This window comes from Actinoplanes sp. G11-F43 (assembly GCF_050589265.1).
Classification (GTDB): domain Bacteria; phylum Actinomycetota; class Actinomycetes; order Mycobacteriales; family Micromonosporaceae; genus Actinoplanes.
In genome coordinates this window covers 44,864-58,517 of the sequence record NZ_JBNZCE010000025.1, presented here as the reverse complement: position 1 = coordinate 58,517, position 13,654 = coordinate 44,864, and the positions used below count along the sequence as shown (strand labels likewise).

General features: G+C 69.9%; 17 protein-coding genes. 8 read left to right on the top strand and 9 right to left on the bottom strand.

From position 1 onward, the window contains the following. Positions 1-157 precede the first annotated feature (157 nt). The gene (locus ACQ0O7_RS29010; protein WP_430786398.1) at positions 158-1,795 is read left to right on the top strand and encodes a histidine kinase; all 1,638 of its coding nucleotides are present in this window, start codon (positions 158-160) and stop codon (positions 1,793-1,795) included. Continuing rightward, entirely contained in the window at positions 1,792-2,478 is a 687-nt protein-coding gene (locus ACQ0O7_RS29005) for a response regulator (RefSeq protein ID WP_430786396.1), read from the top strand. Before ACQ0O7_RS29010 ends, ACQ0O7_RS29005 begins: the two co-directional genes overlap by 4 nt. 20 nt (positions 2,479-2,498) lie before the next feature. Here ACQ0O7_RS29005 and ACQ0O7_RS29000 read toward each other — a convergent pair whose 3' ends face one another. Continuing rightward, complete coding sequence (locus ACQ0O7_RS29000; RefSeq protein ID WP_430786394.1) at positions 2,499-2,915, bottom strand: STAS domain-containing protein; 417 nt, start codon at positions 2,913-2,915, stop codon at positions 2,499-2,501. Between the two features lie 304 nt (positions 2,916-3,219). Between ACQ0O7_RS29000 and ACQ0O7_RS28995 the strand changes: the two genes are divergently transcribed. Both ACQ0O7_RS28995 and ACQ0O7_RS28990 read left to right on the top strand, forming a co-directional pair. After that, complete coding sequence (locus tag ACQ0O7_RS28995) at positions 3,220-3,765, top strand: hypothetical protein (protein ID WP_430786392.1); 546 nt, start codon at positions 3,220-3,222, stop codon at positions 3,763-3,765. A gap of 229 nt (positions 3,766-3,994) precedes the next feature. Further along, on the top strand, positions 3,995-4,642 hold the full coding sequence (locus ACQ0O7_RS28990; protein WP_430786390.1) for a hypothetical protein: 648 nt from the start codon (positions 3,995-3,997) through the stop codon (positions 4,640-4,642). A gap of 462 nt (positions 4,643-5,104) precedes the next feature. On the opposite strand, the gene rpsN is transcribed toward ACQ0O7_RS28990, so the two are convergent. The 3 genes from rpsN to rpmB all read right to left on the bottom strand — a co-directional run bounded on the left by rpsN (position 5,105) and on the right by rpmB (position 6,042). Further along, complete coding sequence (rpsN, locus tag ACQ0O7_RS28985; RefSeq protein ID WP_430786388.1) at positions 5,105-5,410, bottom strand: 30S ribosomal protein S14; 306 nt, start codon at positions 5,408-5,410, stop codon at positions 5,105-5,107. A gap of 231 nt (positions 5,411-5,641) precedes the next feature. Beyond that, complete coding sequence (gene rpmG, locus ACQ0O7_RS28980) at positions 5,642-5,809, bottom strand: 50S ribosomal protein L33 (protein WP_430786386.1); 168 nt, start codon at positions 5,807-5,809, stop codon at positions 5,642-5,644. Beyond that, on the bottom strand, positions 5,809-6,042 hold the full coding sequence (gene rpmB / locus ACQ0O7_RS28975; RefSeq protein WP_430786384.1) for a 50S ribosomal protein L28: 234 nt from the start codon (positions 6,040-6,042) through the stop codon (positions 5,809-5,811). Before rpmB ends, rpmG begins: the two co-directional genes overlap by 1 nt. Before the next feature lie 44 nt (positions 6,043-6,086). Here rpmB and ACQ0O7_RS28970 point away from each other — a divergent pair, with 44 nt between their 5' ends. Then, complete coding sequence (locus ACQ0O7_RS28970) at positions 6,087-7,337, top strand: CobW family GTP-binding protein (RefSeq protein WP_430786382.1); 1,251 nt, start codon at positions 6,087-6,089, stop codon at positions 7,335-7,337. A gap of 1 nt (position 7,338) precedes the next feature. Beyond that, on the top strand, positions 7,339-7,593 hold the full coding sequence (locus ACQ0O7_RS28965) for a type B 50S ribosomal protein L31 (protein ID WP_430786380.1): 255 nt from the start codon (positions 7,339-7,341) through the stop codon (positions 7,591-7,593). Here the strand turns inward: ACQ0O7_RS28965 and ACQ0O7_RS28960 are convergent. From ACQ0O7_RS28960 to ACQ0O7_RS28950, 3 genes are all read right to left on the bottom strand, one after another. Next, positions 7,580-7,990 (bottom strand): STAS domain-containing protein, encoded by a 411-nt coding sequence (locus ACQ0O7_RS28960; protein ID WP_430786378.1) that lies wholly within the window; start codon positions 7,988-7,990, stop codon positions 7,580-7,582. The two genes, ACQ0O7_RS28965 and ACQ0O7_RS28960, sit on opposite strands and share 14 nt — an antisense overlap. Positions 7,991-8,033: 43 nt before the next feature. After that, positions 8,034-8,513, bottom strand: coding sequence for a 2'-5' RNA ligase family protein (locus ACQ0O7_RS28955; protein ID WP_430786376.1), 480 nt, complete (start codon positions 8,511-8,513; stop codon positions 8,034-8,036). A 70-nt stretch (positions 8,514-8,583) separates the two neighbouring features. After that, a complete protein-coding gene (locus ACQ0O7_RS28950) occupies positions 8,584-9,333 on the bottom strand; it encodes an SDR family NAD(P)-dependent oxidoreductase (RefSeq protein ID WP_430786374.1) in 750 nt (249 codons plus the stop codon). Between the two features lie 98 nt (positions 9,334-9,431). Here ACQ0O7_RS28950 and ACQ0O7_RS28945 point away from each other — a divergent pair, with 98 nt between their 5' ends. Both ACQ0O7_RS28945 and ACQ0O7_RS28940 read left to right on the top strand, forming a co-directional pair. Beyond that, a complete protein-coding gene (locus ACQ0O7_RS28945; protein ID WP_430786372.1) occupies positions 9,432-10,010 on the top strand; it encodes a TetR/AcrR family transcriptional regulator in 579 nt (192 codons plus the stop codon). Between the two features lie 40 nt (positions 10,011-10,050). Beyond that, positions 10,051-11,466, top strand: a complete 1,416-nt coding sequence (locus ACQ0O7_RS28940) for a diguanylate cyclase domain-containing protein (RefSeq protein WP_430786370.1) — start codon at positions 10,051-10,053, stop codon at positions 11,464-11,466. Between the two features lie 4 nt (positions 11,467-11,470). Here the strand turns inward: ACQ0O7_RS28940 and ACQ0O7_RS28935 are convergent, their stop codons facing one another. Both ACQ0O7_RS28935 and ACQ0O7_RS28930 read right to left on the bottom strand, forming a co-directional pair. After that, entirely contained in the window at positions 11,471-12,259 is a 789-nt protein-coding gene (locus ACQ0O7_RS28935) for an SAM-dependent methyltransferase (RefSeq protein WP_430786368.1), read from the bottom strand. A 226-nt stretch (positions 12,260-12,485) separates the two neighbouring features. Then, positions 12,486-13,445, bottom strand: a complete 960-nt coding sequence (locus ACQ0O7_RS28930; protein ID WP_430786366.1) for a GNAT family N-acetyltransferase — start codon at positions 13,443-13,445, stop codon at positions 12,486-12,488. Positions 13,446-13,654 lie beyond the last annotated feature (209 nt).

Here is a 13,654-nt window from a genome sequence, read left to right as displayed (position 1 = left end):
CTGCCACGCCCGTGCCGGGTGACGGAAGGCGACGCTACGAGCGCCGGGTGCCTCACCGAAACCTCCTGAGGAGGTCATCGGCCGTACCCCTCTGGGGGTATGTCAGATGCTCCCGCGGAGGGATTCGGAGCCGGCCGGTCCGCCGTACGCTGGGCGAATGTTCGATGAGTTGAGGCCGGTGGAGGCGCCCGTGGGATGGCGCCGGATCGCGATCGACTGCGCTGCGGCGCTGTTGGCCGCGGCCTTCACCCTGATCATGCTCCAGGAGGGCGGGCTGGGCGCAGGGCAGCCCGGCTACCGCCCGCTGGATGTGCTCGGTGTCCTGCTGACCCTCGGCTCGACACTGCCACTCTGTTTCCAGACCCGCGCGCCCGAGCTGGCGTTCGGGCTCTCCGCGGCCGGCACTCTCACGCTGATCACCCTGCACTATCCCGTCGACGTTCCGCCCGGCACGCTGGTCGTGACGTTCGTGCTGGCGGACACCGTGGACCCGGAGTCCATTCTCCGACGGAGGCTGGCCATCGCCGCGGTGTCGGCCTATGTGCCCGTGGCGATCGGCCTGATGGTCCTCAACGACTTGAAGATCCACGGCATGGCGTCGGGCTTCGCCGCCTGGGCAGCCATGTTCGCACTGGTCTGGCTGGCCGGTGACCGCAACCGGCTGCGCCGCGACCGGATCACCGAGCTGGTGGTGACCGCCCGCCTCCGCGACCTCGATCTACAGGCACAACGACGTCTTGCCGCAGCGGAGGAACGCACCCGGATCGCCCGCGAGCTGCATGACTCGGCAGGGCATGCGATCAACGTGATCCTGGTCCAGGCGGGGGCCGCCCGGCTGCTGCAGGAGCGGGATCCCGAGGGGTCCCGCCGGGCCATCGAGACCGTGGAGGAGGTCGCGCACACGACGATCGCTGACATCGACCGGCTTGTTCGTGCGCTGCGGCACGGCTCGGGGCCAGCCGATCCGGCCCCGACGGACACTGCGGCCCTGGAGCAGTTGGTGGAGCGGCATCGAGCGAGCGGGCTGCAGGTCGAGACGACGTTCCACGGCGCGCCGCGGGGACTGCCCAGCAGTGTGGCGTGGGCGGCGTACCGGATTCTGCAGGAGGCACTGACCAACGCGGCTCGGCACGGCTCCGGGCGGGCCGATGTGTGGATGTCCTACGGGCCGTCCGCCGTCGACATCGAAGTGACCAATCCGATCGGAGCGGACCGCCACCCGAGCAGGCCCGCCTCGTCTCGGGCAGATGCTCTGGGGGATGGTGCAGTCCTCGACAGCTCTCGCCGGGACAGCGCTCGCCGGGACAGCACCCATCGGGACACCGCCGAGGGAACCCTGATGATCAAAGCAGAGATCCAGGGCGGCGCCGAGGGCCGCGAACGCGCCGGCGAACGTTCCAGCAGCGCCGCTGGCCGGATGACCGTGGATGAAGTCCTGGACGATGCCGGTGGTGACGAGCGCCCACGCCATACCGACACCGCCGTCCTCGACAGCAACAGCGGCCGGGCCGGCGTCCTGGCAGGCTTGGCCGGCGCTAATGAGATCGACCTGGACCATGGGCTCACCCGGCCGATCCCCGGTGGAAGGCGTCCCACTGTCGGTGGAGCTGCCCCGGCCGATGTCACGGATGTCCGCCTGCGGAGCGGCCTGGGCATCGTCGGCATGCGTGAGCGGGTGGCGCTGTTGGACGGCAGTCTCGTGACCGGCACTGCGGACGCCCCCGATGGCGAGGTCTTCCGGTTGCGGGCCCACCTGCCATATGCGGCACCGTTCGGGCCGGGGGTGCCGTTATGACCGGGCACATGGCGGATGGGCCGCTGCGGGTGCTCATCGTGGACGACGACGACCTGATGCGGGCCGGTCTGCGGGCCGTGTTGTCCAGTGACGACAGCATCGAGGTCGTCGGTGAGGCGGCCGACGGGCGGGAAGCCGTCGAGCTGGCCCGTGGTGCGGCGCCGGAGGTGGTCCTCATGGACGTGCGGATGCCCAAGCTGGACGGGATCGCCGCCACCAGGCAGTTGAGTGAGTCATTGCCCGAGGCCCGGGTTCTGATCTTGACCACTTTCGAGGATGACGACTACATCTTCGGGGCGATCAATGCGGGAGCGTCCGGGTTCCTGTTGAAGCGGACCCGGCCCGAGCAGCTCATCGAGGCCATTCACACCGTTGCCGCGGGAGATTCGCTGTTGTCGCCGTCGGTCACCCGGACCGTGATGGATCGGATGGCTACCGCCGCGCCACCCGACCCGTCCGCTGTGGTCCGGTTGCGGATGCTGACCGTGCGGGAGCGCGATGTCCTGCAGTTGGTCGCCCGGGGACGTTCGAACGCTGAGATCGCGGCGGACCTGTTCGTCGAGGAATCAACCGTCAAGACCCATGTCAAGAGAATCATCGGGAAGCTGGGGGTGCGTGACAGGGCGCAAGCGGTGGTGCTGGCCTACGAGACCGGCCTGGTCCGCCCCGGCGCGGTGCCATGACCATCACACATCGCCGGAAGTCAGGCCGGATCGGTGTCAGTGTCCAGCGGATCCGCGCTGGTAGCGGAAGGAGTGGTCAGTCTGGTTGCTTTGAGGATCTCGACCAAACCAGTGATCTCCAGAACCTGGTAGGCGTTGGGATGCACATGGTCGAGGAAGAGTTGCGCGCCTGCCTGATCCGTCAGGTCACGACACTGGAGCAGGGCTCGGATCCCCCCGGAGTCGACGAAGGTCAGGGCTGTCGCGTCCAGGTGCACCTGGGTGGAGACGTGCCGGTTCAAGGCCGCGGACAGGGTCTCGTGCAAGCGTTCGGCCTCATCGGCATCGAGTTCACCGATGAGGATCACCGTGAGATGGTCGGCCGCGTCCGGGCCGATCACCGTCAGCTCGAGGCGAGTGCTCGGAAGGTCGGTGAAATCAAATCGGCGCAGGCTCATGTAGGACCCCTGTCAGTTGAACGGGTGGTCCCTCACTGCTGAAGGCGTACTTCTGCATCTTACGGCCCCTTCCCCTCGGGGACATGCCGACACGGGCCTGGCGGGTGGTGCATGAACCTGAACGGAGGTAACGGCCGGTCGTTCGATCAGACATGACCACGTGCAGTTCTGCGGTGGACCGGTTCACCGCCGTTCATGTCATACCGACACGAGAGGATCTCGGGCAATGTTGGAGAAAGCGCCGGTTCCCGCCGCGGCCGGCTTGGCGTACACCCGTTGGGGTCTGCCCCGGCCGCCGCAGACCGTGCAGCGGATCGCCGGCGTCTTCGCCGTCGATCACTGGCACACGCCATGGACGGATGGGAACGCGCTGGACGAGGTGGTGGAGAAGAAGGACGACACGTTCGTCGGCGCGCTGTTGGACACCGCGGTGGAACCAGCGGCGCGGGTGCGTGTCATCGGTGCGCTGGGCGGACGGTTCCGGTCCCGCCGGTCAGCGGCTGAGACCCTCGTTCACCTGCTGAAACCATTGCTTGATGATTCGGATGAGACAGTGGTCGTGGCCGCCGTCGACGCGGCGGCCGACGCCGGGCCGGGCGCGGCGGTGGTCGCTGATGCGCTGGTCCGGATCGCCAGAAGTGGACTCGGGGCCGAGCAGACATCCCCCGAAGATCCGTTTACGACCAAGGAGATGCCGATCTACCCAGGACCAGCGGCCACCGCTCTCGCGATCCTGATCCGGCTGCGGGATCCGCGCTGGCGGGATCCACTGCTCGCAGCGGGGATGCCAGCTTCTGGACCTCGGCGGATGGGCTATTCGACACCTATGTGCCGGAATTCGATCAGGTAGCGATGGACGGAATCCGTCGCCGGATCCGCACACTCGTCACCGACGGCGTAACCGGCAATCCGCCGATCGGAGCAGTGTCAGCGGGACGAGAACGCCCAGGCCAGCGCGGCTCGGGCACTGTGGCGGCACGGGCACTGTGGCGGCACGGTGTGGAGCGAGGCGATCTGGTGGATGTGCTGCTGGACGGGCGGGTGATGGGGGCCGGAGGGGTGATAAGGAGCCGGAGGCAGTGGATCTGCTGGTGGAGATGGGTGCGGTGGAGGCCGTTCCGCACCTCGCCGAGCTGGCCGGACGTGATGAGCGGGCGGTGCGGTCCGGGCCCTGGGACGACGTGGTCTGGCAGGACGAGGCCTTCCGCGACCGGTTTGCGCGAGGCGGTGTTCCTACTGACGAACAATTGACGGTACGCCACAAAACTTCACAAAAGCTGCCACCACGCACGTTTCGACCGCGCGAAGTGGCGACGGTGCGAGGCCGAAACGCGGCCACCGGGCCGAAGCGAAACTCGCCGGCCCGGCGGTTGTCCGGCACGGATCACTCCGGCACGGATCACTCCGGCACGGATCACTCCGGCACGGATCACTCGACGAGTTTGTGGGGTGTGGGTGTGGGTGGCGCTTCGCTGCCCGGCCCGGTTCTCGCCGGTTCGGGGGTCTTGCGACCCGGGTCGTCGTTCAGGTCGATCGGCCGTTCCCTGGCCGGTTGCGGTGCGGGTTCGGCGATCCTGATGGCAGCGCCCTCGATCCTCATGGCAGCCCTCCGGAAGCCTGGGAGGTCTCGGATGAACCTCCGTCAGGGATCGGATACCCGCTCCGAAGCCGCATATGCCGTCGCAGCTGGCAAATACGGCGATCCAGCCAGCCGAGTCGAGGGATGAAGGCAGCCGGCCAGGAGACGGAGGACCACGGCGGGCAGAGAAGACACCGAGCGAAGCCGGCAGGCACGGGAGAAGTCCAGGACGGCTGGCGTGGGCGAACACGGGGCGACGACGAGAACCGCAGACCCGGCGAACACGACGAACACGGCGAACACGGCGAACACGGCGAACAGGGCCAAGACGAGAACCGCAGACGCGGAGAAAGGCAAGGGACAGACGCGCGCTGTGGCGGGAGGTCGAAATCGGAGGACACCGCGAAGGCGGAGGGCGGAAGACAGAGGGACGCCGGGCTGAAGGCGGAAGACGCGCGGTGGAGAAGCGGGAGCCGTGACGCGCGCGCCTCACGGTAGGGCTCGGTGGAGAGGCGAGGGCCGTGACGCGCGCGCCTCGCGGTAGGGCTCGATGGAAAAGCGAGGGCCGCGATGCGCGCGCCTCGCGGTAGGGCTCGGCGCGCGCTGCGGGTCACCAGGAAGCCTTGCGGACTCCTGGCAGTTCGCCTCGTAGGGCCAGTTCTCGGAAACGGACCCGGGACAAGCCGAATCTGGACAGGACGCCCCGTGGGCGGCCGTCTATCTGGTCCCGGCTTCGCTGGCGGCTCGGGCTGGAATCCCGGGGTAGCGACGACAGCTCACGGACCGCCTCGAAGCGGGCCGACGGGTCGGTTGCCGGGGCGGAGATCGCGGCCTTCAACTCGGCCCGGCGGGCGGCGTGGCGGGCGGCCAGGGCGACGCGGCGCTTCTCGCGCTCGGTGAGACTGCGGCGGGCCATCAGCGCACCACCCGGAGACCACGCCTAGCGGAACTGCGGCGGGACATCAGAGGTCCTCCCAGAAATGAACGCGTGATCGGGCGGCTACGGGACATCAGCAAATCTCCTGGAAAACACGCCTTGCGGGGCTGCGGCGGGCCATCAGCGGCCCTCCCGCCGAGGAACGCGCGGGGCTGCGGCGGGCCATCAGCGGCCCTCCCGCCGAGGAACGCGCGGGGCTGCGGCGGGCCATCAGCGGTCCTCCCGGAAGTCGACGTGGCGGCGTGCCAGCGGGTCGTATTTGCGCAGCACCAGGCGGTCCGGATGGGTGCGGCGGTTCTTGCGGGTCACGTAGGTGTAGCCGGTTCCGGCGGTGGACCGGAGTTTGATCACCGGACGGATGTCGGTGGATTTGGCCATCAGAGCCGCACCCCCCTGGCGCGGAGGCGGGCCGCGACCGCGTCGATGCCGTCGCGGTCGATGATCTTCAGGCCGGTGGTGCTGACGTTCAGCCTGATGGTGCGGCCGTCGGCCAGGCGGAAGCGGCGGCGCTGGACATTCGGGTTCCAGCGGCGCCGGGTGCGGCGGTGGGAGTGGGACACGGCGTTGCCGAAGCTGGGCTTGGCGCCGGTCACGTCACAGACGTTGGACATGGTGGCGACTTTACAATGAAAATCATTTCCAACAAGATGGGGGTGTGAGCATCACACCGATCACCTCAGCCGTACCCCCGTCCGTGGACCACCGGCCCGCCGTCACCGTGCTGTCGGGCTTCTCCCCCGCCGCCGTCCAGGCCGCCGCCCGGGCCCTGCTGATCGCCGACGACACACTGATCGCGATCAGTCACGACCTGAGTGGCATCCGGGACGGCCGGGTACGCCGCACGGTCGAGTCCGCCGCCCGCGTCCTGGACCGTGCCGATGTCGAGATGGTGCACGGCTGCATCTCCTGCACGCTGCGCGAGGACGTGCTGCCCACCCTGGTCCGGCTGGCCCGGGAACGACCGCGCAGCGATCAGCTACTGGTGCTGCCACCCGCCGTGGAACCCGAGGCGGTCGCGGCCGCCTGCGCGCACTGCCGGATCGACGGGCAGCCGGTGACCGAGGTGGTGCGCTTCGACTCGTACGTCACGGTGGTCGACGCCGACCGGTTCGTCGACGACCTGTGCAGCACCGACGACCTGCGGGACCGGGATCTGCACGCGGCCGGTGACGACCATCGGGCGGTCGCCGAGGTGGTCGCCCATCAGGTGGAGTTCAGCGACACCGTGGTGCTGTGGAGCCGGCCGGACACCGAGGCCGCCGACACGCACCGGGCGAGTGTGGTGGCGCACCGGCTGGCCCCGTGGTCGATTCCGGTCACGGTGGGTGGCGGTGACACCCTGGACTGCACCGCGCTGGCCCAGCAGGTCCTGCGGTCCGGCCGCCATGATCCGGATCGGCCGGGAGTGCTCGGCATGGCACTGGAGGGGCGGCCGATCGGCGTATCGGATCAGGGCACGTCGCTCGTCTTCCGGTCCCGTCGCCCGTTCCATCCGCAGCGGCTGCACGACGCGCTGGAGGAGCTGACCGAGAACGCCCTGCGCGGCCGCGGTCAGCTGTGGATCGCCGCCCAGCCGGACGCGGTGATCGCCTTCGAGTTCGCCGGCGGCGGGGTCAGCCTGGGCAGTCTCGGATACTGGCTGGCCGCGCTGCCGCCGGAACGCTGGACCGAGACGAGTGACCACCGGCGGCTCGCCGCCGACCTGGACTGGGATCCGTACTACGGCGACCGCCGCACCGTGCTGTCCCTGATCGGTCTGCACCTGGATCACACCGCGATCGTCGCGTTGCTGCGCGCCTGCCTGCTGACCGACGCGGAACTGGCCGACGGCTTCGACGCCTGGCGCCGGCTGCCCGACCCGTTCGAGGGATGTTTCCCCCTGGAAGAGACCAACGAGGAGAACTGACATGAAACCCGGCATCCACCCCACGTACGCCCCGGTCGTCTTCCGCGACAAGAGCGCCGGCTTCGCCTTCCTGACCCGCTCCACCGCGACCAGCCGGAACACCATCGACTGGGAGGACGGCAACACCTACCCGGTGATCGACGTGGAGATCTCGTCGGCCAGCCACCCGTTCTGGACCGGCCGCAACCGTCTGCTGGACACCGCCGGGCGGGTGGAGAAGTTCCGGGCGAAGTACGCCCGGGTCACCCCACGCTGAACTCGGCCAGCAGACCGGAGACGTCGAGAACCTGGTGGACGTGGGGATGCACGTCCACCAGGTCGAGTTCACAACCGCACAGCCGGGCGTCGCGACGGCACAGCAGCAGCTCCCGGATGCCGGACGAGTCGAGGAACGTCAGCCGGCTCAGGTCGATGCTGATCCGTTCCAGACCGTCCCGGTAGAGCACCTCGCCGACGGCCACCCGGATGTCACCGCAGTTGTCCCGGTCCATCTCGCCGGCGACGGTGATGACAGCCCGGACGTCGCCGGGCGCGCGGGTCTCGATGAGGAGCGGGGCGATGTCCCAGGACTGGTCGACCGGCATGGCGGAGCCCTTCAGTGCGGAGTTGGCCGCCCGCAGCCAGCGGACGGTGCCGAGGTGGGGACCCCTCACGCTCTGAGATCGGCAGCCCGACGTGGTGCCTTTCCCTGCGACCCTACTCCGTCAGGTCCCGAACGGCACGGGCATCACTGTCGTACGTTCGTGCCGCGACCAGCCGCGCCGGCACCGGCGGAAGATCGGACAACAGGGCCAGGGCGGCCGCCCGGTGCCGCTCCGGCATGGTCAGGGCCAGGCTGACGTGGGGCACCCACCGGGCCGGCGCGTGGTGTGGATTCGCCGAGCCGACCGCGCCCCACACGGCGGCGTGCAGTTCCCGCAGCCCGGGCGGGAGGGCCAGCTCGCGGACCACGGCGCGCCCGAGTAGGCGTACCCCCGCAATCGTGGTGTTGATCGGTAACGGCAACGGCGGGAGCCCGGTCAGGGAGGTGGCCGCGACGAGTGTGACGTGCGGACGGTTCGTCGGGTGCCGATGGTCGGCGAGACCGGGCAGGCCGGCGGCGCGCATCCGTTCCCAGAGGTCGCGCACACCGGCCTCGGCCGCGTCGTCGAACAGCAGCTCAACACTGTGGGTCACAGGACCCGACGGTAGCCGGGCCGGGTGCCGTCTCCCGGTGCGAATCGCGCCGGAAGGCGGCACACGTGGTTCAGATCTGGTTCTCGCCGCCGTCGACGTAGAGGTTGGCCCCGAGCATGAAGCTGCTGTCGCCGGAGGCCAGGAACGCGACGGCGGCGGCGACCTCGTCGGGACGCCCGATCCGGCCGAGCGCGATCCGGGATCCCTCGCCGGCTTTGAAGGCGGCCGCGTTCTCCGCACCGACGAGTTCGGTGATGCCGGAGGTGTCGACCGGGCCGGGCGAGATGGCGTTGACCCGGATGCCGCGCCCTTTCAGCTCGTTGGCCCAGGTGCGGGCGAACGAGCGGACCGCCGCCTTGGACGCCGAGTACGCCCCGAACGCGACTGTCGCGTTGTCGGCCGCGGTGGACGCGTTGAGGATCACCGAGGCGCCCTCGTTGAGCAGCGGGATCGCTTTCTGCACGGTGAGCATGGTGCCCTTGACGTTGACGTTGAAGACCTGCTCGATCTCCTCGACGGTGATGGTCTCGATCGTGCCGAACGACGCGGTCGCCGCGTTGGCGAACAGCACGTCGAGCCCGCGACCGCGTTCGCGCACCGCACCGTAGAGCCGGTCCAGGTCGGCCGGGTCGGTGATGTCGCCGGGGACGGCGGTCACCCCGTCGCCGATGACGTCGGCGGCCTCGTCGAGTTCGGTCCTACGCCGGCCGGTGATGAATACGTGCGCGCCTTCGGCGACCAGCCGGGCGGCGGTGGCCCGCCCGATGCCCCGGGTGCCGCCGCCGGTGATGACCGCCGTCTTGCCTTCCAACCTGCGCATGGCTTTACCTCCACAAACTTCCGCACCGCTCGGTACGGAAGTCGACCGTAGCACTTCCGATCCGGTCGGTACAGAAGGGGTATGATCGGGGTGTGACGATGGGCAGACCCCGAGGGTTCGACACCGCCGAGGCGCTGGAACGCGCCATGGTCGTCTTCTGGGAGCAGGGTTACGAGGGCGCCAGCCTCAGCGACCTCACCGGCGCCATGGGCATCACCAAGACCAGCATGTACGCCGCCTTCGGCAACAAGGAGCAGCTGTTCCGCAAGGCGCTGGACCGCTACACCGAGGGCCCCGCGTCGTATGTGGCCCGCGCCCTCGGCCAGGGCACCGCCCGCGAGGTGGCCGCCGCCTTCCTGACCGGATCGGTGCGGGCGTCCACCCGGCCCGGCTGCCCCGCCGGGTGCCTGGGCGTGCAGGGATCACTGGCCGCCGGCGAGGACGGCCGGGTGGCCCGCGACGTCCTCGCCGCGTGGCGCGACAGCGGCCGGGAGTACCTGCTGCGGCGCTTCCAGCGGGCCGCCTCCGAGGGTGACCTGCCGGCCGGCACGGACCCGGCGGTGCTCGCCCGCTACCTGATGGCGGTCGCCAACGGGATCGCCGTGCAGGCCGCTGGCGGCGCCACCCGCGAACAACTCCAGGAGGTCGCGGACATGGCCCTGGTCAGGCTTTTCTGAAAAACCCACAGATTGCGGTACGCCCTGCCGACCGTCCGTCGTGGCACCACGCAGAATCTGGATCTTCCTCGGTGGGGCGGTCGCGGCGGTCACCGGACTGACGCTCACCTACGGCACCGACATCGGCAACGCGCTGTACCTGATCACCTATCTGACCATCAGCACGATGGCCTGGACGGCCGTCCGGCAGCTCCCGGCCGGGCCGGAACGCACCCCGTGGGTGCTGGCCGCCGCCTCGCAGACGCTCTGGCTGACCGGTGACGTCATCGAGCTGATCTACCTGTACTTCGACAGCGTCCCGCCGGTCGGGCTGGCCGACGCGTTCTGGCTGGCCGGATATCCGCTGCTGGCGCTGGCCCTGATCCGGATGGCCCGGCGCCGGGCGGCCGGCAACCTGCGCGGCGCCGTCCTGGACGGGCTCACCCTGACCGTGGCGGCGGCCCTGGCCAGCTGGCAGTTCCTGATCCTGCCCGCGATCGGCTCCGGGCTGGGGCTGCTGGAGACGATCGTGCCGCCGCTGTACCCGATCGCCGACGTGGTGCTGCTCGCCGCGGTGCTGTTCATCGCGCTGTCGCCCGGCGACCGGGGTGCGCCGACCCGGCTGCTGCTCGGCGCGGTGGTGCTCTACCTGGCGGTGGACGTGGCGTACAACGTGCTGCCGCTGTTCGCCGACTACGACCTGGTGGCCCGGATCGGCCCGCTGATCATGCTGGGCAACGCCCTGGTGATCGCCGCCTGCCTGCACCCGGGGCACACCGAACTGACCCGGCCCGGCCAGCGGGTGAACCTGCTGCACCCGTCCCGGGTGGTCTTCCTGGGGCTGGCGTTCCTGACCGCGCCGACGCTGAGCCTGTTCGAGGACGGCCTGGAACGCGACGCGATAGTGGCCCTGGGCGCCACCGTGATCAGCACGGCGTTCGTGCTGTCCCGGTTCACCATCGCGGTCCGCGAGCAGGAGAAGACCCAGGCGCTGCTGGTCCACCAGGCCCGGCACGACCCGCTGACCGGGCTCGCCAACCGGGCCGTGCTCGCCGATGAACTCGCCCGCACCGGGCCGGTGGCGGTGCTCTACCTGGACCTGGACGGTTTCAAGGAGGTCAACGACGAGCACGGGCACGAGGCCGGTGACCTGGTGCTGTCGACGGTGGCGCAACGCCTGTCGACGGCGGTCCGGGCCACCGATCTCGTGGTGCGTCTCGGCGGCGACGAGTTCGTGCTGTTCTGCCCGAACCTGCCGGAGCCGGAGGCGATGAAGCTCGCCGACCGGGTGATCGGCGACCTGGCCCAGCCGATCATGTTCGGCGACCGGGTCCTGGACATCGGGGCCAGCGTCGGCATCGCCGCCTACGGGCCGGACACGCCGGCCCGTGACGGTGACGTGCTGCGCGACGCCGACCGGGCGATGTACGAGGCCAAACGGCAGGGCCGGGGCCGCTGGGTGATGGCCCGGAACTGAACCGTCAGGGCTTGCGGCCGACGGCGCAGAACTGGTCGATCTCCGGCGCGTCCTCCTCCGGGCGCCACTTGGTCACCGGGACCACACCCGGCTCGACGATCTCCAGACCGTCGAAGAACCGCCGGAGGCGCTCCGGGCTGCGCAGGTAGTACGGCTGGGCGGCGGACTCGTTCCAGATGCGGGCCGCCTCCACGTTGGCCGGGGTGATGTCGGCGCCGTCGTAGATGGCCAGATAGCTGCCGGACGGCACCCGGGACAGCGCGGTGCGCACCATCCTCTGGGCGACCGCGTCGTCCTCGATGTGGCCGAGGACGCCCATGAACAGCACCGCCACCGGCTGGGTGAAGTCGAGGGTCTCGGCCGCCTCGTCGAGCACCGTGTCCATCTGGAACATGTCGGCGTCGATGTAGTTGGTGACCCCCTCGGGGCTGCTGGTCAGCAGGGCCCGCGCGTGCGAGAGCACCAGCGGGTCGTTGTCGACGTAGACCACCTTCGACTCCGGCGCCACCGCCTGCGCCACCTCGTGGGTGTTGTTCGCCGTCGGCAGGCCGGTGCCGATGTCCAGGAACTGCCGCACCTTGGCCTCACCGGCCAGGAACCTCACGGCCCGGATCAGGTACGCCCGGCTCAGGCGCGCGCTGTCGGCCAGCTCCGGCCGGCTGGCCAGGATCTGCTCACCGACCGCCCGGTCGACGGCGAAGTTGTCCTTGCCACCGAGCAGGAAGTTCCAGATCCGAGCGGTCTGGGGAACGGTGGTGTCCAGGGTGGGGGGAAGGTCCCGGTCGTTCGGCACAGGTGCTCCTATGTGGATCTCCAGTTGCGGGTGCCGTAAGCATAGTGCGTCGATCAAACCGTCCCGAAGGCGGAAAGCAGTGCCGGCGGCACGGCACGCGGGGTTTCGGTGACCACCGGAATCGGCCCGGCGGTCGCCGGACGGTCCGGTGTCCCGCGGGCGTCGCGGGGACGTCATCCAGCGACCCGATCTCCGTGGGGCCGATCGGCGTACCGGAAATAGGTTTTCAGAGCTCCAGGGACCAGCTCACGAACCGCAACCGGGGCGTGAAGCCGGACCTCTCGTAGACCTTGATCGCGCCGAAGGGGTTGTCCGAATCGGCCTCGACCAGGGCCCGGTGGTAACCCTCGGCGGCGGCCGTGCGGAGCGCCCGCGCGATCAGGGCGCCCGCCACGCCCCGGCGACGGTAGGCGCGCTGGGTGGCGACGAACAGGAAACGGGCGTCGCGGATGCCGGTGGCCTCGGTGTCGGCGTCCCAGGACATCGCCACCAGCATGCCGGCGGGAGCCCGGGTGAGTTCGTCGCGGAGCAGGAAGCTGACGGACGGGCGGAACGCCTGGTTGGTGATCTTGCTCTTCCAGGATTCGGCTGTCATCGGGGCGCGCAACGGGTCGTCCTGGAAGGCCTCGTTGCGGATCAGCCGGAACTCGTCGTCGTTGGCCTCCGACCACGGTTCGACGCTCAGCCCGGCCGGGACCGGGGCGTCACGGATCGGGCGGTCCAGCGGATGTTCCATGTGCTGGTAGTAGCCGACCTGGGTGAACCCTTCGGCGCGCAGCAACTCGGCCAGGCCGGCCATGCTCTCCGGCTTGTGCACGTCGACGGCCATCCGCCGGCCCGGCTCGTGCAGCTCACGGGCCGCTTCCACACCGGCTTTCAGCAGCCGGGTGCCGATGCCGGTGCGGCGGTGGCTCGGGGCGACGCCGCCGTCCATGACGACCCGCTGGATCTCCTCTTCGGAGGGCTGGTAGCGGATCTTCATGAAGCCGGCCATCACGTCACCGTCGAAGGCGGCGAGGCTGCCGCGGTCCAGATCGGTGTACGGGTCGATGAGCTCCTGCAGGGTGTCCTGTTCGTCGTAGTACTCGCCGATCTGATCGGCTGCCTCCATGGCGTTGAGCAGGTCCGCGGACGCCTTGGCGTCGCCACGGTGCAACGGCCGCCAGGTGATCGGTGCTTCGCGCATTCGGCGGAGGCTACCTACCGGTTCGGTGCTTGTCGCCCCATTTACCGGGTGCCACCGAGGGCGCCGGCAGGCATCGACCGGGCCGCGACGCCGCCGGGCCCGGCCGAGGGGTGGAGCCCGGCCCTCCGGATGGCCGTCACCACCGCACCGCAGACCCGCCTCCCCTGACCGGCGCGCGGGGTTCGATCTTCGTCCGGACCGTTCCCGCG

Bases quoted from the DNA above. Each gene is read 5' to 3' on its own strand.
- ACQ0O7_RS29010 (WP_430786398.1), top strand. From the start codon at position 158: ATGTTCGATGAGTTGAGGCCGGTGGAGGCGCCCGTGGGATGGCGCCGG.
- ACQ0O7_RS29005 (WP_430786396.1), top strand. From the start codon at position 1,792: ATGACCGGGCACATGGCGGATGGGCCGCTGCGGGTGCTCATCGTGGAC.
- ACQ0O7_RS29000 (WP_430786394.1), bottom strand. From the start codon at position 2,915: ATGAGCCTGCGCCGATTTGATTTCACCGACCTTCCGAGCACTCGCCTC.
- rpsN (WP_430786388.1), bottom strand. From the start codon at position 5,410: ATGGCCCGCCGCAGTCTCACCGAGCGCGAGAAGCGCCGCGTCGCCCTG.
- rpmG (WP_430786386.1), bottom strand. From the start codon at position 5,809: ATGGCCAAATCCACCGACATCCGTCCGGTGATCAAACTCCGGTCCACC.
- rpmB (WP_430786384.1), bottom strand. From the start codon at position 6,042: ATGTCCAACGTCTGTGACGTGACCGGCGCCAAGCCCAGCTTCGGCAAC.
- ACQ0O7_RS28965 (WP_430786380.1), top strand. From the start codon at position 7,339: ATGAAACCCGGCATCCACCCCACGTACGCCCCGGTCGTCTTCCGCGAC.
- ACQ0O7_RS28950 (WP_430786374.1), bottom strand. From the start codon at position 9,333: ATGCGCAGGTTGGAAGGCAAGACGGCGGTCATCACCGGCGGCGGCACC.
- ACQ0O7_RS28945 (WP_430786372.1), top strand. From the start codon at position 9,432: ATGGGCAGACCCCGAGGGTTCGACACCGCCGAGGCGCTGGAACGCGCC.
- ACQ0O7_RS28930 (WP_430786366.1), bottom strand. From the start codon at position 13,445: ATGCGCGAAGCACCGATCACCTGGCGGCCGTTGCACCGTGGCGACGCC.